This is a genomic window from Pseudomonas sp. CBS, assembly GCF_024734645.1.
Classification (GTDB): Bacteria; Pseudomonadota; Gammaproteobacteria; order Pseudomonadales; family Pseudomonadaceae; genus Aquipseudomonas.
On sequence record NZ_CP102929.1, the window covers coordinates 1,433,694 to 1,452,083 of the forward strand.

General features: G+C 60.4%; 16 protein-coding genes and 2 pseudogenes. 5 read left to right on the forward strand and 13 right to left on the reverse strand.

The window, feature by feature from the left end:
* The first annotated feature begins 32 nt into the window (after positions 1 to 32).
* Both NVB75_RS06450 and NVB75_RS06455 read left to right on the forward strand, forming a co-directional pair.
* The gene (locus NVB75_RS06450; RefSeq protein WP_258346516.1) at positions 33 to 518 is read left to right on the forward strand and encodes a heme-binding protein; all 486 of its coding nucleotides are present in this window, start codon (positions 33 to 35) and stop codon (positions 516 to 518) included.
* Positions 515 to 2,062: an MFS transporter gene (locus NVB75_RS06455; RefSeq protein ID WP_258346517.1), complete on the forward strand. Its 1,548-nt coding sequence runs from the start codon at positions 515 to 517 to the stop codon at positions 2,060 to 2,062. Before NVB75_RS06450 ends, NVB75_RS06455 begins: the two co-directional genes overlap by 4 nt.
* Positions 2,063 to 2,134: 72 nt before the next feature.
* On the opposite strand, the gene sohB is transcribed toward NVB75_RS06455, so the two are convergent.
* Positions 2,135 to 3,160 (reverse strand): protease SohB, encoded by a 1,026-nt coding sequence (sohB, locus tag NVB75_RS06460; RefSeq protein ID WP_017479031.1) that lies wholly within the window; start codon positions 3,158 to 3,160, stop codon positions 2,135 to 2,137.
* Positions 3,161 to 3,353: 193 nt separating this feature from the next.
* On the opposite strand from sohB, the gene NVB75_RS06465 reads away from it, so the two are divergent.
* A complete protein-coding gene (locus tag NVB75_RS06465; protein WP_093198097.1) occupies positions 3,354 to 4,064 on the forward strand; it encodes a histidine phosphatase family protein in 711 nt (236 codons plus the stop codon).
* 56 nt (positions 4,065 to 4,120) lie between these two features.
* The gene (locus NVB75_RS06470) at positions 4,121 to 4,435 is read left to right on the forward strand and encodes an SCP2 sterol-binding domain-containing protein (protein WP_258346518.1); all 315 of its coding nucleotides are present in this window, start codon (positions 4,121 to 4,123) and stop codon (positions 4,433 to 4,435) included.
* A gap of 69 nt (positions 4,436 to 4,504) precedes the next feature.
* Here the strand turns inward: NVB75_RS06470 and NVB75_RS06475 are convergent, their stop codons facing one another.
* Entirely contained in the window at positions 4,505 to 5,098 is a 594-nt protein-coding gene (locus NVB75_RS06475; RefSeq protein ID WP_258346519.1) for a hypothetical protein, read from the reverse strand.
* Positions 5,099 to 5,267: 169 nt separating this feature from the next.
* A complete protein-coding gene (locus tag NVB75_RS06480) occupies positions 5,268 to 7,901 on the reverse strand; it encodes a glucosidase (protein ID WP_258346520.1) in 2,634 nt (877 codons plus the stop codon).
* 195 nt (positions 7,902 to 8,096) lie between these two features.
* Here NVB75_RS06480 and NVB75_RS06485 point away from each other — a divergent pair, with 195 nt between their 5' ends.
* A complete protein-coding gene (locus NVB75_RS06485; RefSeq protein ID WP_258346521.1) occupies positions 8,097 to 9,464 on the forward strand; it encodes a VOC family protein in 1,368 nt (455 codons plus the stop codon).
* A gap of 123 nt (positions 9,465 to 9,587) precedes the next feature.
* On the opposite strand, the gene NVB75_RS06490 is transcribed toward NVB75_RS06485, so the two are convergent.
* The 10 genes and pseudogenes from NVB75_RS06490 to NVB75_RS06530 all read right to left on the reverse strand — a co-directional run bounded on the left by NVB75_RS06490 (position 9,588) and on the right by NVB75_RS06530 (position 18,386).
* A complete protein-coding gene (locus tag NVB75_RS06490; protein ID WP_258346522.1) occupies positions 9,588 to 10,658 on the reverse strand; it encodes a chemotaxis response regulator protein-glutamate methylesterase in 1,071 nt (356 codons plus the stop codon).
* A complete protein-coding gene (locus tag NVB75_RS06495) occupies positions 10,655 to 11,176 on the reverse strand; it encodes a chemotaxis protein CheD (protein WP_258346523.1) in 522 nt (173 codons plus the stop codon). The genes NVB75_RS06490 and NVB75_RS06495 overlap by 4 nt, the downstream gene beginning before the upstream one ends.
* Positions 11,169 to 11,972 carry a protein-glutamate O-methyltransferase CheR gene (locus NVB75_RS06500; RefSeq protein ID WP_258346524.1) on the reverse strand — a complete coding sequence of 268 codons (804 nt, stop codon included), beginning with the start codon at positions 11,970 to 11,972 and terminating at the stop codon, positions 11,169 to 11,171. The genes NVB75_RS06495 and NVB75_RS06500 overlap by 8 nt, the downstream gene beginning before the upstream one ends.
* A gap of 21 nt (positions 11,973 to 11,993) precedes the next feature.
* Entirely contained in the window at positions 11,994 to 12,506 is a 513-nt protein-coding gene (locus tag NVB75_RS06505) for a chemotaxis protein CheW (RefSeq protein ID WP_017479023.1), read from the reverse strand.
* Positions 12,507 to 12,580: 74 nt separating this feature from the next.
* Positions 12,581 to 13,087, reverse strand: coding sequence for a chemotaxis protein CheW (locus tag NVB75_RS06510; RefSeq protein ID WP_258346526.1), 507 nt, complete (start codon positions 13,085 to 13,087; stop codon positions 12,581 to 12,583).
* Positions 13,088 to 13,207: 120 nt separating this feature from the next.
* Positions 13,208 to 13,930 (reverse strand): annotated as a pseudogene (locus tag NVB75_RS33305) (methyl-accepting chemotaxis protein); the annotation flags it as partial.
* Between the two features lie 12 nt (positions 13,931 to 13,942).
* Positions 13,943 to 15,535: pseudogene (locus NVB75_RS33310) on the reverse strand (methyl-accepting chemotaxis protein); the annotation flags it as partial.
* A complete protein-coding gene (locus NVB75_RS06520; RefSeq protein WP_258346528.1) occupies positions 15,532 to 17,649 on the reverse strand; it encodes a chemotaxis protein CheA in 2,118 nt (705 codons plus the stop codon). The gene NVB75_RS06520 and the pseudogene NVB75_RS33310, both read right to left, overlap by 4 nt.
* Before the next feature lie 16 nt (positions 17,650 to 17,665).
* Positions 17,666 to 17,983, reverse strand: a complete 318-nt coding sequence (locus tag NVB75_RS06525) for a lipid asymmetry maintenance protein MlaB (RefSeq protein ID WP_258346529.1) — start codon at positions 17,981 to 17,983, stop codon at positions 17,666 to 17,668.
* A gap of 34 nt (positions 17,984 to 18,017) precedes the next feature.
* Complete coding sequence (locus NVB75_RS06530; protein ID WP_258346530.1) at positions 18,018 to 18,386, reverse strand: response regulator; 369 nt, start codon at positions 18,384 to 18,386, stop codon at positions 18,018 to 18,020.
* Between the last annotated feature and the right edge of the window lie 4 nt (positions 18,387 to 18,390).

Consider the following 18,390-nt stretch of genomic DNA (forward strand, 5'->3'; position numbering starts at 1 on the left):
TGGGCGCACGCTCACAGTAGAGAGGCACCCCCATGTTAGTCAAATCCCTGGTACTGGCACTCGCAGCGCTGGCCGCCCTGCCCTCGGCAATGGCCGCCCAACCACCCGCCACCATTGCCCACAAGGCAATACTGACCCTGGCCACCGCCCAGCAAATCGCCACGCAGGCCCGTAAAGCCGCCGCTGAAAAAGGCTGGCCCTGCGCGCTGGCGATTGTCGACGATGGCGGCTGGCCGATCCTCACCACCCGCATGGACGGCGCTCCGGTGGTTGCCGGAATTGAGTTGGCCCAAGGCAAGGCCCGTACCTCGGCGCTGTTCAAACGGCCGTCGGCCGATCTGGAAAACGTCATCAACGGCGGGCGCCAGGCAGCCGTCACCGCCGGCCTGCTGATGATGAAAGGCGCTCAGCCCATCATCCTCGAAGGCCAGGTAGTGGGCGCCATCGGCATCAGCGCAGACACCCCGGCCCACGATGATGAAATCGCCCTGGCGGCGGTGGCTTCGGTGCAACCATGAGTAAGGTCAGCCCACGTGTCACGCTGCTGACTGCCTCCGGGGTGTGTTCACTGATCGTGCTCGACACCAATATCGTCGCCGTCACCCTGCCGAGCATCGCCCGGGACCTGGGGGCGAATTTTGCCGATATCGAATGGGTGGTCAGCGCCTACATGCTGGCCTTCGCCGCCCTGTTATTGCCGGCCGGGAGCATTGCCGACCGCTTCGGGCGCAAGAAGACCCTGATCTGGGGCCTGAGTATTTTCATCCTCGCGTCCATTGGCTGCGGCGCGGCGCCGAATGCGTTGTTCCTGGATATCGCCCGCGCCGTCAAAGGTGTCGGTGCGGCGCTGCTGCTGACCTCGGCCCTGGCTTCCATCGGCCATACGTTTCATGACGAAGTGGAGCGCGCCAAGGCCTGGGCCTTCTGGGGCGCGTGCATGGGCGTGGCGATGACCGCCGCGCCGACCCTCGGCGGCTTGATCACCCAGTACCTGGGCTGGCGCTGGATTTTCTATCTCAATTTGCCGGTAGGCCTGGTGTTGATGGGGTTGGTGCTGCGCGCGATTCCGGAGTCTCGCGACGCCCAGTCCGCCCGGCTCGATCCCTGGGGCAGCCTGGCGTTCAGCGCCAGCCTGCTGTGTTTGATCTGGGGCCTGATCGAAGCCAATCGCATCGGCTGGGACAACCCGCTGACTTACGCGCGGCTGCTGGGCGGTGCGGCGTTGTTGGGTTTGTTTGTACTCGCCGAACGCCTGCAACAGCGGCCCATGGTGGACCTGCAGTTATTCAAACACCCGCGCTTCATCGGCGCACTGCTGGGGATGTTCGCCTACGCCGGCTGCGCCCAGGTGATGATGACGTTGCTGCCGTTCTACCTGCAAAACGGCCTGGGGTTCTCCGCCATCGCCTCGGGGCTGGGCATGTTGCCGTTTGCCTTGACCATGTTGATCTGCCCGCGAATTGGCGCCCGCCTGGCCAGCCGTTTTGCCCCGGCAACGATGATGGCGACGGGGCTGGCGTTGGTGGGTGGCGGCAACCTGCTGAGTGCCTGGGCGGTGAATGTCGGCGGTTATCTGCCGTTCGCCCTGGCCATAGCGGTCACGGGGGCCGGCGCCGGGTTGCTCAATGGTGACACCCAGAAAAACATCATGGCCTGCGTGCCACGGGACCGCGCGGGAATGGCGTCGGGTATGAGCACTACCATGCGCTTCAGCGCGATCATGTTGGCGATTGGGGTGTATGGGGCGTTGTTGAGCAGCCATAGCGAACAGTTGCTGCACACGAGCATCGGCTCCCAGTGGCAGGAACAGGTGGCGGGGATTGCTTCACGGGTAGTGGCAGGCGATATGCCGGCGGCCATGGCGTTGCTGCCTGAAACAGCACGAGAGATGGTGCAGCCACTGGCGCGGCAGGCGTTTGTCGGCGGGTTCAGCGTGGTGTTGTGGGTGGCGGGGTTGTTGGGTTTGCTGGGGGCGTTGGTGGTGGGGATGTTGATGAAGAACCCGATCCCCGCTGCACCGATACCCAACTGTAGGAGCGAGCTTGCTCGCGATGGACGTTAACGATAACGCGGGGAGCCTGGCTCCCCGCGGCGCTCTCAGGTTTTTCGCGAGCAAGCTCGCTCCTACAAGGTACTACCAGAAACGCTGCTGGGTCAGGCGGCTCCACCAGGTCAGCAACACGCGGTCTACCGAACCGCTGGCCGCCAGGCCCACCCGCTCCTGCAGGCTTTTACGCTCGGCATAGTGCAGGTGGAACACCTCGGCGGTCTTGGCCTTGGTCGCCAGGTATTCGTCGCTGGTTTGCAACTGGTCTACCAGTTGCTTGTCCAGCGCCGCGACGCCCAGCCAGACTTCACCGGTGGCCACATCATCAATGGCCAACTGCGGGCGATAGCGCGATACGAAGTTCTTGAACAGTTGATGGGTGATGTCCAGGTCTTCCTGGAACTTCTCGCGGCCCTTCTCGGTGTTTTCGCCAAACACCGTCAGGGTGCGTTTGTATTCGCCGGCGGTCAGCACTTCGAAGTCAATGTCGTGCTTCTTCAGCAGGCGGTTGACGTTAGGCAACTGCGCCACCACGCCAATCGAACCGAGGATGGCAAACGGTGCGCTGATGATCTTCTCGCCGATGCACGCCATCATGTAGCCGCCGCTGGCCGCGACCTTGTCGATGCACACGGTCAACGGCACGCCCGCCTCGCGGATACGCGCCAGTTGCGACGACGCCAGGCCGTAGCTGTGGACCATGCCGCCGCCGCTTTCGAGGCGCAGTACCACTTCGTCCTTGGGCGTGGCCAGGCTCAGCAGTGCGGTGATTTCATGGCGCAGGCTTTCAGTGGCCGAGGCCTTGATGTCGCCGTCGAAATCCAGCACGAATACCCGAGGCTTGGCTTCGGGTTTCTTCTTGCCTTTTTTCTTTTCGGTTTTGCTTTCGGACTTGCGCAGGGCCTTGAGCTGGTCCTTGTCGAGCAAGGTCTGCTCCAGGCGCTCACGCAGGCCTTTGTAGAAATCATTGAGCTTGCTGACCTGCAACTGGCCGGCAGCTTTACGGCGGCCCTTGCTGCGCAGCGCGGCAAAACTGATCAGCACCACCAGGATGGCGACGACCAGGGTGACGGTTTTAGCCAGGAAAGTAGCGTACTCGGCCAGAAAATCCATGTGACTCCTTACAAGTGCAGTGCGCCAGGCGCGGATTGCCCAAGCATACCGACGCCACCGCCATGGGGCCAGTGATCAAACCGCCAGCAGCGGGCCTCTAACGAGCTTTTAAAACAAGCGTATGTTTTTTCATTGACAGCTTCCCGGCATCCTCATAACCTCGCCAGACTTTCAACGTACCGGGAAAACGGACGTGGGCAGCATTTACCTGATTCGACATGGCCAGGCCTCCTTCGGTGCAGACGACTACGACGTGCTGTCGCCCATCGGTGTGCAACAGGCGCAAGTGCTGGGCCGCCACCTGGCGGAACTGGGCCTGAGCTTCGACCGTTGCGTGTCGGGTGACCTGCGCCGCCAGCAGCACACCGCCACCGCCGCCTTCGAACAATACAGCGCCCTCGGCCTGCCGGTACCCACGCTGGAAATCGACAGCGCGTTCAACGAGTTCGACGCCGAGGCGATCATCCGCGCCCTGCTCCCGGACCTGCTGCACAGTGAACCTGAAGCCCTGCACATATTGCGCAACGCCGCGCAAAACCGTGGCGAGTTCCAGCGCATCTTTTCCCTGATTGTCGAACGCTGGCTGGCCGGCACCTACGACCCGCCGGGACTGGAAAGCTGGCTGGGGTTTGTCGAACGTGTCCAGGGTGGCCTGCAACGGCTCCTTGAAGCCGCCGACAACAGTGACAAAATCGCCGTGTTTACCTCCGGCGGCACCATCACTGCCCTGCTCCACCTGATTACCCGAATGCCTGCTGCGCAGGCCTTCGAACTGAACTGGCAAATTGTTAACACCTCGCTCAACCAACTGAAATTCCGTGGTCGCGAGGTGGCACTGGCTTCCTTCAACAGCCATACCCACTTGCAACTGTTGAAGGCGCCGCAGCTCATCACCTTCCGATGAATTGCGGCCAACCGTGACCCCAAGGTCACTGGACTCACCATAAAAGGATCGAAACCATGACTGACGTAGCTAAAGCCGTAGAAGCAATGAAAGCCAAGTTCAACCCAGCCGCTGCCGACGGCCTGGACCTGGTGTTCGGTTTCCGTATCGACGACACCCAGAACTTCTCGCTGGTCGTGAAAAACAAAACCTGTGAACTGCTGGAAGGTGAAAACCCGGACGCCCAAGTCACCCTGGTGATGGACGGCGAAACCATGAAAGGCATCGTCAGCGGCGAAACCGACGGCATGCAGGCATTCATGGGCGGCAAACTGCGCACTGAAGGCGACATGATGCTGGCCATGAAATTGAGCGAGCTGTTCCCGGCCTGATCAAGCCCGCGTTAAAACGAAAAATCCCGCCAATGGCGGGATTTTTCGTTTCAGGGGCAAAGCAAACGCCTAGCGGGTTCCCGCATCGTCCAACTCGTCAAAGGTCTCCAGGTACTGCGGGTCGTTGGTATCCCCCACACGAATCTCTCGCCCCTCGTACTCTGCGGTTATTTCGCCGGTGTTCACGTCCAGACCAATCATGACCAGGAATTTTTTGCGGCCTACCTGCACATACATATCGTAAAGATCCCGCGGCACATCCGGAGCCACAAACACGCTGTACGAGTAGCGCACGCGGCGGGTCAGCACGGGCCACTGCGCCTCAAGCGCGATCACATCCTGCGACTCGCCACCGGCATTACCCACACCTCGTAGCGCAGCCTCCATCAACTGATCGTTATCCTTGGCAGTGAAGACCACCGGTTTTCTGCGGATCATCGTGATCATCGGGTTGGGGATGAGATCCGTTTCAAGGCGATACATCCCATTGCTGAACCACTGGGTCGCGTCAAACGTTTCGCCTTTCTTGCAATCACTGCAATGCATCATCATCGGTGCCGCAGCACCTGCCCGGGGATAAAGGGACGTCATGAAAATACTGGTGGTGATCAGCAACGCACTCAAAAGAGTCGTACTGCGGAATCGCGCAACGACCTTCGCCATTGTCTACATCCTTGTATGAGGGGCGACGAATTTACCCGATTCTGATCGTTACCACTCATGGAAATATTGCACCCTGTAGGAGCGAGCTTGCTCGCGAAAAGCCTGAGGGCGCCGGGTTGAATCAGGATGCCAACGTCATCGTTAACCACCTTCGCGAGCAAGCTCGCTCCTACAGGGGCTGCAATAACAGCGCCACCAACGCACTCCAACCCGTCTGATGCGAAGCCCCCAACCCCCGCCCGGTCTCGCCATGAAAGTACTCATGAAACAACACCAGATCGCGACTGGCCGGATCCGCCTCCAACTGCGCATACCCGACCATTGACGGCCTCGAACCGTTCTCATCCCTCAGAAACAAACGCGTCAACCGCTGACTGAGCCCATCGGCAACCTCCTCCAACGACGCCAGATACCCACTCCCTGCCGGATACTCCACAGAGAAATTATTTGCGTAGTACCGATGGAACTCCCGCAACGACTCAATCAGCATGTAATTGACCGGCATCCACAACGGCCCACGCCAGTTGGAGTTACCCCCGTACAACCGCGAATCCGACTCTGCCGGCTCATAACGGGCACACAGCGTATTGCCATTCATCTTCAGCGCCAGCGGCTCCTCGGCAAACGCTTTCGACAGCGACCGCACACCAAACGTCGAGAGAAACTCAGACTCATCCAGCATGCGCCGCAGCAAATCCTTGGTCCGCTCACCCCGCAACAACGCCAGCAACAGCCGATTCCCCTGCCCCGGCTCGTTCCAGCGCGACACCAACTTGGCCAGGTCCGGCCGATGCTTCATAAACCCCAGCAATCGCTCGCGCAAACCCTCCAGCCCTTCATGCTCACGCTGCTCCAACACCAGCACCGCAAACAGCGGCATCAGGCCGACAATAGAGCGCAGCCGCACCGCCTCACTTTCACCGCCCGGACGATGCAGCACGTCATAGAAAAACTGATCCTGCTCATCCCACAAGCCTTCGGCGCCATCGTCAACGCGGTTGATCGCCCCGGCGATATACAGGAAGTGCTCAAAGAACTTCACCGCGATATCCACATACACGACATTGCGCTTGGCCAACTCCAGACCGATACGCATCAGGTCCAGCGCATACGCCGCTACCCACGCCGTGCCGTCCGCCTGGTCCAACTGATAACCCGGCGGCAAATCAGCCGAGCGATCGAACAGCGCAATGTTGTCCAGCCCGAGAAACCCGCCCTGAAACAGGTTGCGGCCCTCGGCGTCCTTACGGTTAACCCACCAGGAAAAATTCAGCAGCAGCTTGTGGAAGATCCGCTCCAGGAAATCCATGTCGCCCACGCCGTTCAGCGCCTTGTCCTGCTGATACACCCGCCAACTGGCCCAGGCATGCACCGGCGGGTTGGCGTCGTCGAAACGCCACTCGTAGGCCGGCAACTGGCCGTTGGGGTGCATGAAGCGGTCTTTCACCAACAACAGCAGTTGCTGCTTGGCGTAACCCGGATCCATCAGGGCAAACGCCACGGCCTGGAAACCCTGGTCCCACGAGGCGTACCACGGATATTCCCAGGTGTCGGGCATCGAGAGAATGTCGAAATTCGACAAGTGCCGCCAATGGGTATTACGGATATGCAAACGCTCGGGCGGCGGCGCGGGCTGGGCCGGGTCGCCGTCGAGCCATTGATTCACGTCGAAGTAATACAGCTGCTTCGACCACAGCAACCCCGCCAGGGCCTGGCGCTGCACGTTGCGCGCGTCTTCATCGGCGATGCCCTGCTGCAGCGCCGCATAGAAATCATCGGTCTCCTGACGGCGTTCTTCGAACAGCTTGCGCGCATTGATCCACGGTGCCTGCGCCGGGGCGAAGCGCAAGTACAGGGTTTTGCTTTCCTGGCCCGCCAGTTCGAGGATGAAACGCGCGGCCACCTTGGTGCCCGAGTCCCGGCGAATCGCTGCTTCCGAACCCGTGGTCACATAGTCGTTGATCCCGTCCTTGAACGGCCCCGGCCCAGGTTGCCCGTCCAGCTTGGGGAAGTTGGTTTCGTTCTCGCAGAACAACCATTCCACACCGTCCTGGCCCCAGGCACTCAGGTGGCGATCAAACAATTCATGGTGCCGCGCCACCACCTGTTCGCCCTCCAGGCGCAATTCAGGCTTGGGGGCATCGTGGGTCCAACTCCAGTCGTTGCGCGCCCACAGGTGCGGCAACACCTGCAAGCGTGTGGGCTGGTCCGATCGGTTGTGCACGGTGATGCGCATGAACACGTCATCGGGCTGGTGCTTGGCGTATTCCACCGTGACGTCGCAGTAGCGGTTGTCTTCGAAAACCCCGGTATCGAGGATTTCGTATTCGGCATCCCCCAGGCCACGCCGGGCGTTTTCGGCGATCAGATCGTCGTAGGGAAAAGCCGCGTGGGGGTACTTGTAGAGCATGCGCATGTAGGCATGGCTCGGCACGCCATCGACGAAAAAGTACAGTTCCTTGACGTCTTCGCCGTGGTTGCCCTCGGCGTTGTTCAGGCCGAACAGCCGCTCTTTGATGATCGCGTCGTGCTCGTTCCACAGCGCCAGGCCCAGGCACCAGCGCTGGGCCTTGTCGCTGAAGCCCGCCAGGCCATCCTCACCCCAGCGGTAGGCGCGGCTGCGGGCGTGTTCGTGGGGGAAGTAGCGCCAGGCATCGCCGTCGGCACTGTAGTCTTCGCGCACCGTGCCCCATTGCCGCTCGCTCAGGTAAGGGCCCCAGTCACGCCAGCGCTCGGCGTCGTCCTTGGCCAGGCGCTGGCCTTCAATCGTGTTCAGAATGTTCGTCGCAGGCTGTGCCGTCATCGAGTCTTCCGTCGCGTTCAGAGGTGACGGCCAGTGTAGAGCCCATCGGCGCTGAGATGCACGTGAAGCTAATAACATCCAGCTCATTCATTTGCAGAATGAAGTCCAGAGGAATCTTCGTTTGCAAGGCAATGGCGGGCCCAACAAAATCAGGCAACCGTGTAGTTCACCTCGACAGCCGCCAGGAATTTTTCTATGCCCACCGCCCGCCATGTCAGCCCTGACGACATTCGCAAAGGCTTCTCCAAAGCCATGTCCGACATGTACCGCGATGAAGTGCCGTTGTATGGCGCGCTGATGGAACTGGTGGCCGAGACCAACGCCCGCGTGCTCAACACCGACGCCGGGCTGGCGCACCAACTGCAGCGCACCGGGGAAATCCAGCGCCTGGACATGGAGCGCCACGGCGCCATCCGCCTGGGCACCGCTGAAGAGTTAGCTACCATCAGCCGCCTGTTCGCGGTGATGGGCATGCAGCCGGTGGGCTATTACGACCTCACGCCCGCCGGGGTACCGGTGCACTCCACGGCCTTTCGCGCCGTGCATGAAAGCGCCCTGCAAACCAGCCCGTTCCGGGTGTTCACTTCCCTGCTGCGCCTGGAACTGATCGAAAACCCTGAACTGCGCGCATTCGCCGAGTCAGCCCTGGCCAAGCGCTCGATTTTCACTCCCCGCGCCCTTGAGCTGATCCAACAGGCGGAAGTCGACGGCGGCCTCGACGCCACCCACGCCGAAGCGTTTATCCAGCAAGCCCTGGAAACCTTCCGCTGGCACCACACCGCCACCGTCACCGCCGCGCAATACCAGCAACTGAGCGACCAGCACCGGCTGATCGCCGACGTGGTGGCCTTCAAGGGCCCGCACATCAACCACCTGACGCCGCGCACCCTGGACATCGACCAGGTGCAGGCCGCGATGCCCGGCAAAGGCATCACCCCCAAGGCCGTGATCGAAGGCCCGCCCCGCCGCCAGTGCCCGATCCTGCTGCGCCAGACCAGCTTCAAGGCACTCGACGAGGCAATCGCCTTTACCGACGCCAAGGGCAGCCACAGCGCACGATTCGGCGAAATCGAACAACGTGGCGTGGCGCTGACCCCCAAGGGCCGCGCGCTGTATGACCAACTGCTGAATGCTGCGCGGGATGAATTGGGCGCGTTTCCGAATGAGGCCAATGCCGGGCGCTATACCGAATTGATGGAGCAACACTTCCAGGCGTTCCCCGACAATCACCGCGAGATGCGCGAACAGGAGCTGGCGTACTTCCGCTATTTCGTGACCGAGAAAGGCTTGGCCGCCCAGGACAAAGTTAAAACCCTGGACGAACTGATCGCCGCCGGCCACGTGGACGTGGAACCGCTGGTGTACGAGGATTTTCTGCCCGTGAGTGCGGCGGGGATTTTCCAGTCGAACCTGGGGGACGCGGCGCAGAGCCACTACGCCGCCAACTCCAACCAGGCCGAGTTTGAAAAAGCCCTGGGCCGCCAGACCATTGATGAGCTGAAGTTATACGGGGAAACCCAGCAGCGCTCGATTGATGAATGCACCCGCGCGCTGCTGGCTTGAAAGAAAGAGTTCGCCCGGCCACAGCGCATTCCATGCGCCGTCTAAGAGCCCCAGTGCCGGGCGAACGATTGGCATGATAGGCAGCGGCGGTGCTGCTGTCTTTCGGGCAATTCTGAACAAATCTCAGCGCCGTTGATGCGCCGCCTGCAGGATCGCTGCTGAAATCTGCTCCAGGGGAAGCTCACGCTCCACGGCCCCCAGCTTGAACGCCTCCTTGGGCATGCCATACACCACGCAAGACTCTTCGTCCTGGCCAATGGTTCGCGCACCGCTGTCGTGCATTTCCTTCAGGCCACGGGCACCGTCATCCCCCATGCCCGTCATGATGATCCCCAAGGCATTACACCCGGCACTGCGGGCGGTGGAACGAAACAGCACATCGACGGAAGGCCGGTGACGGCTGACCGGCGGCCCGTCGACAATTTCCACCTGGTACTGGGCACCACTGCGCTTGAGCAACATGTGCCTGCCGCCGGGCGCTATCAAGGCGCGGCCCGGCATGACCCTGTCGCCATTTTTCGCCTCTCGCACCTCGATCTCACACAGTCGGTTGAGCCGCTCGGCAAAGGCTGCGGTGAAGTGCTCAGGCATGTGCTGCACGATCACAATCCCCGGGCAAACCCTGGGTAGCGCAGTCAGCACCAGTTCCAGGGCCTGAGTACCCCCCGTTGAGGTACCAATGGCGACGATGTTTTCAGTGGTACGCGCCATGGCCTGGGTGCCCGGAGGCAGAATCACGTCGGCATTCAACCTGACGGGTACCCGTTCAGGCGCAGGCACCATGCGTTTCATATTGGCTTTGGCGGCCGCTTTGACCGCACCGGCCAATTCGTCGGAACTGTCGGTCAGAAACTGGCGCAAGTTGAGTTGCGGCTTGGTGACAATACTCACCGCGCCGGCGGCCAGCGCCTGCATGGTGGTGGCCGCACCTTTCTCGGTCAGCGTCGAACAGATCACCACCGGCGTGGGCCGCTCGGCCATCAGTTTTTTCAGGAAAGTGATGCCATCCATCCGCGGCATTTCCACGTCCAGCACGATCACGTCCGGCCACTGCTTGTTCATCTTGTCCATGGCAAACACCGGGTCTGCGGCCGCGCCGATGACTTCGATCGCCGGGTCCTGGCCAAGCGTCGCGGTCAGTACCTGGCGCACCACGGCGGAATCATCAATGATCAGCACTTTGATACGGCTCATATCGCGCGCGCTCCTCGAGAGCATCCAGAGACCCGATCCAGGGCCAGGTATTTGAGTTCAATGTCTCCAGTGGCCAGGTCGAACACCACCGTTCGATATCCCACGCCCTCCACATGAAAGTTGTGGCAATGCAGATGATGGGCATCGAGCAACTGTCTGGCCTGCTCGACGTTACGCTGCCCGACATAGTGGTTATCGGCACGCGCCAGGCCGGGAAACATATTCCCGCCACCAAACACGCTAATGCGGAATTCCCCGGGCCGGGCCTTGAGGGCCTTTATCCGTAGCAACATGAGTTCAAATGCCTCGTTGCCGTAACGGCCGTCCAGTTCGCGCCGGTCCTTCAGCGGGCGCTGGGGCAGCAGGTAATGACACATGCCCCCCAACAACCGGCGCGGGTGCCAGAACACCAGTGCGACACAGGATCCCAGCACCGTGCGCAATCGGCCGGACCCGGCCCCGAAGAACAATTCGCCGGGATTCAGGAAGCGCTCACGGAATAGCTGCTCTTCAGGCATGGGGCCTCCGGTAGATCGAAGGCTTGATCAGCCGCAACTCATCGGTAATGCCATTGAGACTCTCCGAATGACTGACCATGAAGTAGCCACCAGGCTTGAGGTGACTCAACAGGCGTTTGACCACCTGCACCTTGGTCTCGTTGTCAAAATAGATCATCACGTTGCGCAGGAAGATCACATCAAACAGGCCCAGCTTTGGTAGCGGGTTGTTCAGATTGATCGACTGGAAGTCAATCCGCGAGGCCAATGCCGGCTCGACCATGAAGCAACCATGGTTTGAACCCACGCCCTTGAGGCAGTACTTCTTGAGCAACGCCTCGGGAATCCCGCGAATCCCGTCCAGTGGGTAACGCCCCTGCCGGGCTTTGTCCAGCACCCGGCTGCTGATGTCCGAGGCGACAATTTCCCAGGGCCGGCCCACCAGGCTGTCGGCCAGGACCATGGCCAGGGTGTAAGGTTCTTCGCCGGTGGAACAGGCCCCACTCCAGACACGCAGCGGCCCGCTGCCACGCAGTTCGGGAAGCGCCACATCCCGCAGAAAGTCGAAATGCTTGGGCTCACGAAAAAAGTAGGTTTCGTTGGTGGTCAGCAAATCAACCGCCACCTGCAGCTCGGCGCGGTCTTTCATCAGCACCTTGTAGTAAGCGCCATAGGTGTTGAGCTTGAAGATTTGCAACCGTTTGGACAGGCGCCCACTCACCAACTGCTTCTTGGCATCGGACATGCTGATGCCGGCGATCTCATGAATCAGGCTGCGAAACTGCAGAAACTCAGCGTCGGAAAGAATTACGTTCATAGGGTGCATCCACCGTCGTCTTCAATCCGTTAATAAGCCACTGGGGGCGAGTGAAGCCAGAGCATCGATCTGTTCAAAGGAGAGCACTTGACCAATGTCCAACAGCAACACAAACCCACTGTCCAGCTTGCCAATGCCCAACAGGAAATCGGCTCGCACATCGGTGCCGAAATTCAGCGACGGCTCGATGTCCTGATCGGCAATCTCCAGCACCTCGCTGACGGCATCGACGATGATTCCCACGGGCTTGCGCTGTGCGTTCGCCTGCACTTCCAGAATCACAAAGCACGTCCTCGACGTTTGTACCGTGCGCTCACCGCGAAAGCGCACGCCGAGGTCCAGCACGGGAACCGCCGCACCTCGCAGGTTGATCACCCCGCGAATACTGGCAGGCAACAACGGCACGCTGGTAATTGGCCCGTACTCGATGATTTCCCGCACATTGAGCGTCCCCACAGCAAACATTTCATCCCCCAGTTCAAAGGTGAGGTATTGGCTCGGGTTCGGGACGGTGGTACTGACGGATGGGCCCATGATTCACCTCGGATGGTTGGCTTGTTGGTCACGTGTCGAGGGTCGGCAATCAGCAGGAGTCACTGCGCGGCGGCTCACATCAGGCCTGCCATTTCTTCGACACACAGCACCTGCTCTATTTGCAGCAGCGTGACAAATTCGCCACGCACCTTGGTCATGCCTTTTATGAAATCGGTCCGGATACGATTACCGAAGGCAGGCGCGGGCTTGATATCGGCATCCAGGATCTCGATCACCTCGCTGACCGAGTCCACCACCACTCCCAGTACCTGTGCCTCGCCCTCGCTGGCCGCGTCCAGAATCACAATGCAGGTGCGGCTGCCCAGGACCGTGGAGCCCTTGCCAAAGCGGGCCCTCAAGTCCACCACCGGGACGACCGAGCCACGCAGGTTGATCACCCCCCGCATAAACACGGGCATCATCGGCACCGCCGTCACCTGGTTGTATTCGATGATTTCGCGAACACTCAGGGTGTTGACCGCAAACATTTCGTGAGCGGCGAGGAAGGTCAGGTACTGCAACGGCTCATCAGCCGGTAACGCCGGCTCGAATGCACTTGGCTGAACGGCGGAGGCGGACATGGCTCAACTCCCGAAGCGGACAAAGCCGCCCTCCACCAGATTGGCCTCGTGCTCAGGCATCAACGTCGCACGCGCATGTACCGGCGATGACAATGCCCGCCCCTGGCGCTTGCTCTGCACGGTGAAGAAGCCCATCAGCTCTTGCAGTTGCTCGGCCTGGCCACTCATTTCCTCGGCCGTGGCCGCCAGCTCTTCGGAGGCGGAGGCGTTCTGCTGGGTCAGCTGACTCATCTGCGACATCGCACCATTGATTTGCTCCGACCCGATGGACTGCTCCTCGGACGCCGCGGCAATTTCCTGGACCAGATCGGAGGTCTTGGCAATCGAGGGCACAATCTCATCCAGCAGGTTCCCGGCCCGCTCAGCCAGGGCCACGCTGCTCTTGGCCACTTCACTGATTTCCTGGGCGGCAATCTGGCTGCGCTCGGCCAGTTTGCGGACTTCGGCGGCCACCACCGCAAAGCCTTTGCCATGCTCGCCGGCCCGGGCCGCTTCAATGGCAGCGTTGAGTGCCAACAGGTTGGTCTGATAGGCGATGGAATCGACAATGCCGATTTTTTCCGCGATGGTCTTCATCGCTGCCACGGTGTCCTTGACCGCCCGCCCGCCTTCTGTCGCCTCTTTGTTGGCCTTGCCGGCCATACCATCAGTCACTTTGGCGTTCTCGGTGTTCTGGGCAATGGAAGCCGACATCTGCTCCATAGACGCGGATGTCTGCTCCACCGACGCCGCCTGCTCGGAAGCCGACTGGCTCATGCTTTGTGCAGTAGCGGAGATCTCCTCGGAGGCACTGGACAGTGAATCGGCAGAGCTACGCACCTCGCCAATGATCTCCGAAAGTTTTTCCACGGTGCCGTTGACCGAGTTCTTAAGCTCCAGGAACTTGCCCTGATAGTCACCGGTGATGGTTCGGGTCAGGTCGCCGCCAGCAATCGCCGACAAGATATCCATGGCCTCGGTAATCGGCTCGATGATCGCGTCCAGGGAGCCATTGATCCCCAGGATAATCCGCCGGAAATCGCCCTGGTGACGGGTGCTGTCAGGCCGGGTGTCCAGCTTGCCGATCATGGCGCTTTCGCTGATCTGGCGTGTGTCTTCGACCAGGGCCAGGATATTGGCCCGCAGTTGCTCGATGTTTTCGTTGATAAAGGCTTTTTTGCCCGGGAAACGCTCCAGCGGCGCCGACAAATCGCCTTCCCCGAATGACCGGATGCAGGCCATCGCCTTTTTCTTCACGCTGATATGCCCGCTGACCATGTCATTGATGCCCTGGCCGATATCCCGGTACGAACCGGAGAAGCGGGCAACATCAATCATGACATCAATGTCACCTTGTTCGTGCTCGACGGACATGTGCTTCATTTCATTGATCAGGGCCAGAATATTGGTGCGCAGCAGCTCAATGTTCTCGTTGATAAACGCTTTTTTGCCCGGGAAACGCTCCAGCGGCGCCGCCAAATCCCCCTCACCAAAGGAGCGGATACAGGCCATGGCTTTTTTCTTCACTGCGATATGGCCATTGACCATGTTATTGATGCCCTCGGCCATGGACCGGTAGCTGCCATTGAACTGGCTGGCATCAATCTGTGCGTCAATTTCGCCCTTGTCGTGCTCACTGGACATGCGGTTCGTTTCTACAACCAGCTCATGCAAGGTCGTGCCCAGTTGTTGCATGGAGGCCATCAGGCTGGTGGTATCACCGGCTCTGAGTGTGGCCTTTGCATCCAGTTCGCCGGCGGACAAGCGTGCTGCAAACACACGCACATCGGCCGGTTCACCGCCCAGCTGGCGCATCAGGTTACGTCCCAGGAATGCCCCGATCAGCGCGGTGGCCAACACCGTCAAGCCGCTGACCAGCAGTAACAGGTAGCGGGCGTTGGATTCGGTGCTGGTGGCCAGTACCTGGGCTTTGCGGCCCAGCTCAAGGTTGTACTGGCGCACATCGGCAATGGCCGCCAGGACTGCATTCTGCAACGGTTGGCTGGACTCGGTCGCCTCCCTGGCGGAAGCCAGGTCACCGTTGTCGCTCAACTTGTCGAAACGGGCTTGAAGGGTTGCGAACTCTGCCATCTTGGCGCGCAGTTGAGTCAACAATGCGGCATCGTGCTGATCTGAGATCAGCTCGCTCTGATAGTGATCCAGCGCCTTGCCAATCGTGCTGAAGTTGGCGGCCACCCCATCGGCGTAACTGGGCAGCGTGTTTTTCTCGACGCCGCCCAGGCGCTGCCATTGCAAGGCATGAAGCGCCGTGAAGGCTTCTGCGGCGTGATCGATTTCCAGCAGGCTGGGCACCGTGTTGAGGTTGGCGTAGCTGGCGGTAGTGTTGATCTGACCTGCCAGGTAGAGGCTGGTGGTACACAACACGATAACCCCGACAATCGCCGCGCAAACCAGCAATACAATATTTTTGATTACGGTCATGGCAAGTAACTCCTGATGACGCTTCATTGAGTCAGTAAAGGACTTTGAGTCGAACGGTTGGCCGATTCCCTGGCGACGTGCCCCAGCAAATTGGGAATATCCAGAATCAGCGCAACAGCACCGCTGCCCAGGATCGTGAAGCCTCCCAATCCGTGGGCATCACCAAACACCTTGCCCAATGGCTTGATCACGGTTTGAAACTCACCCAGCAAGCGATCCACCACCAGCCCGGCGCGCAAGCCGGCGTATTGCACGACAACCACGTTTTCGCGGCTGCCCCGCGGCTCATCCACCTCAAACATCTCGCGTAACCGCAGGATGGGCAGCACATCTCCCCGCAAGTCCAGGTAGCCGGTATCGGCACCTGGCTGGGTCACCAGCTCGATGCACTCCTCCACCATGTTCAGCGGAACCACATAGGAGGCTTTGCCGACGCCAATCAGAAAGCCGTCGATGATGGCCAGGGTCAGCGGTAGACGAATCCGTACGGTGGTGCCCAGGCCTTCTTCACTTTCCAGGCTCACGCTGCCCCGCAGCGCCGTGATATTGCGTTTCACCACGTCCATGCCCACACCGCGGCCGGACAGGTTGCTGACCTGGTCGGCGGTGGAAAAGCCCGGTTCGAAAATCAGGTTCAGAATGTCTTTGTCCGCCAGTACCTGGCCGTCCCCTACCAACCCTCGGTCACGGGCCTTGGCGAGAATCTTGTCCTTGCGCAGGCCGCCGCCGTCGTCGGATACCTCGATGACGATGCTGCCGGACTCGTGATAGGCATTCAGGCTCACCGTGCCCTGGGCCGGCTTGCCCCGCTGGAGGCGTAGGGAGGCCGCTTCGATGCCATGGTCCATGGCATTTCGCACCAGGTGGGTCAGCGGGTCGCCAATACGCTCGACCACGGTTTTATCCAACTCGGTCTCGCCACCGCCGATGTGCAGCACGATGTCCTTGCCCAGTTCCTTGGAGACATCGCGCACCACCCGCTGGAAGCGCGTGAACGTCGCGCCGATCTGCACCATGCGCAGGGTCAGGGCAGAATCACGGACTTCCTCCACCAGCCGCGACAACAGGCTGGTGGCCTCGATCATTTCGCCAATGCCGCTGCGCACCGCCACCAGGTTGGCACCGGCACCGGCAATGATCAGCTCGCCCACCAGGTTAATCAGCTGATCCAGCTTGGCGGCATCGACTCGAATCAGGTTACCTTCGTTAGTGGCCTGGCTCTTTACCGCCTTCTGCAAGGGGGCCATCGTTTCCGGCAATACGTCCACCGAAAGCGATGGCTCGCCTTCCTGCGCAACCAGCAAAGCCTGGGATTCGCTCAAGGTGCCACAACGGACAAACAGCTCCAGCAGGTCCGCATTTTCTTCCGGCAGCGCATCAATCTGCGTCCGGCACGCCTGGGGGCTGGCGTCGGGCTCCAGGATCAGCACCTGGGCGTCTTCACGCACAAAATCAAAAGCACCGTCGATGACCTCCCGGGAGGCATCGCTGACCAACGCGAGCTCAAACCCCAGGTAATTGGTTTCCGGGTCCATGGCCGCCAAGGGTGGTAGTTGGTCAAACAGGGTGATGGTGTGGTGCAAATGCCCCAGGGTGCCCAGGTAGCGCAGAAACGCCAACGGGTCCATGCCGCTGCGCAACACATCAGGCCCGAAGCGCAACGACAGGTGCCAATGCCCGGGGGCAAGAAGCTGGCTGTCAGCGGGGGTGTCCTGAGGAATTTGCGGCGCACCGGAGAGCGGCGTATCCAGGTACAGGGCGAGGCGCCCTACCAGCCCGTCGCCCTGAACCTGAAGGGGCTCATCCAATCGATCCAGGTTGCCGTCTTCGGCCAACAGATCGATCAGTTGGCTGATATGGTCACGCGCTTCAAGAAACAAGGCACTCAAGGCTTCGTCGACACGCACTTCCAGGCTGCGCACCCGATCCAGGACGCTCTCGGCGACATGGGTAAATTCAACAATCGGCATCAGGCCAAACAGGCCGGCTGAGCCCTTGATGGTGTGGGCGACGCGAAACAACGCATTGATGGTATCGAGGTCGTGGGGCGACTTCTCTATTTGCAGCAGCGCATCCTCCATCTGCAACAAAAGCTCGCGACTTTCAGCAATAAAAGTCTGTAGCACATCATCCATGTTCATCGGCTGCGCCATGGGGTCATACCCCCGCCGACAAGGTGGCCGGTGCCCGGTCAAAGTAGTCGTCCAGCCCGGTCAGGCGTAATGCCTCGACCACAGTGGGGCTGGGGTTGCTCAACACCAGCTGTGTGCCTTCCTTCAGGGCCTCACGCTTGACCAGAATCAGCAATTGCAGCCCGGCACTGTCCAGTTCATCGACGCTGGACAAATCCAGCTCGACCTCATGAGCCAAGGGAAACAAGGCCAGCAACACGTCTTTTTGTTCGGCGGCGGTATAGATGGTCAGCGGGCCTTCCATGACCTGGATTCGACGTAACATCGGGGGTGTACTTCTCATGGAAAACCTCCTGGCCAGCCAACGCTGGCCAACACTAAGGCAGGATTAACTTGGAGACGGCGTTCAACATCTGCGCCGGCTGAAAAGGCTTGACCATCCATGCCTTGGCGCCGGTGGCCTGGCCTTGCTGCTTCATGGCGTCACTGGCTTCGGTGGTGAGCATGATCACCGGCGTGAACTTGTAGGCCGGCAGCAGCTTGGCCGCCTTGACGAAGGTGAAGCCGTCCATGTTGGGCATGTTCACGTCACTGACAATCAGATGGATTTTGCGTCCATCCAGTTTGCTCAGCGCGTCTTTGCCATCACAGCCTTCAATCACGTCATAGCCCGCGCCTTTGAGCGTGATGCTCACCACCTGCCGTATGGAAGCGGAGTCGTCGACAATCAGAATGGTTTTGCTCATTGGA

Bases quoted from the DNA above. Each gene is read 5' to 3' on its own strand.
- NVB75_RS06450 (WP_258346516.1), top strand. From the start codon at position 33: ATGTTAGTCAAATCCCTGGTACTGGCACTCGCAGCGCTGGCCGCCCTG.
- NVB75_RS06455 (WP_258346517.1), top strand. From the start codon at position 515: ATGAGTAAGGTCAGCCCACGTGTCACGCTGCTGACTGCCTCCGGGGTG.
- sohB (WP_017479031.1), bottom strand. From the start codon at position 3,160: ATGGATTTTCTGGCCGAGTACGCTACTTTCCTGGCTAAAACCGTCACC.
- NVB75_RS06470 (WP_258346518.1), top strand. From the start codon at position 4,121: ATGACTGACGTAGCTAAAGCCGTAGAAGCAATGAAAGCCAAGTTCAAC.
- NVB75_RS06475 (WP_258346519.1), bottom strand. From the start codon at position 5,098: ATGGCGAAGGTCGTTGCGCGATTCCGCAGTACGACTCTTTTGAGTGCG.
- NVB75_RS06480 (WP_258346520.1), bottom strand. From the start codon at position 7,901: ATGACGGCACAGCCTGCGACGAACATTCTGAACACGATTGAAGGCCAG.
- NVB75_RS06485 (WP_258346521.1), top strand. From the start codon at position 8,097: ATGCCCACCGCCCGCCATGTCAGCCCTGACGACATTCGCAAAGGCTTC.
- NVB75_RS06490 (WP_258346522.1), bottom strand. From the start codon at position 10,658: ATGAGCCGTATCAAAGTGCTGATCATTGATGATTCCGCCGTGGTGCGC.
- NVB75_RS06495 (WP_258346523.1), bottom strand. From the start codon at position 11,176: ATGCCTGAAGAGCAGCTATTCCGTGAGCGCTTCCTGAATCCCGGCGAA.
- NVB75_RS06500 (WP_258346524.1), bottom strand. From the start codon at position 11,972: ATGAACGTAATTCTTTCCGACGCTGAGTTTCTGCAGTTTCGCAGCCTG.
- NVB75_RS06505 (WP_017479023.1), bottom strand. From the start codon at position 12,506: ATGGGCCCATCCGTCAGTACCACCGTCCCGAACCCGAGCCAATACCTC.
- NVB75_RS06510 (WP_258346526.1), bottom strand. From the start codon at position 13,087: ATGTCCGCCTCCGCCGTTCAGCCAAGTGCATTCGAGCCGGCGTTACCG.
- NVB75_RS06520 (WP_258346528.1), bottom strand. From the start codon at position 17,649: ATGAACATGGATGATGTGCTACAGACTTTTATTGCTGAAAGTCGCGAG.
- NVB75_RS06525 (WP_258346529.1), bottom strand. From the start codon at position 17,983: ATGAGAAGTACACCCCCGATGTTACGTCGAATCCAGGTCATGGAAGGC.
- NVB75_RS06530 (WP_258346530.1), bottom strand. From the start codon at position 18,386: ATGAGCAAAACCATTCTGATTGTCGACGACTCCGCTTCCATACGGCAG.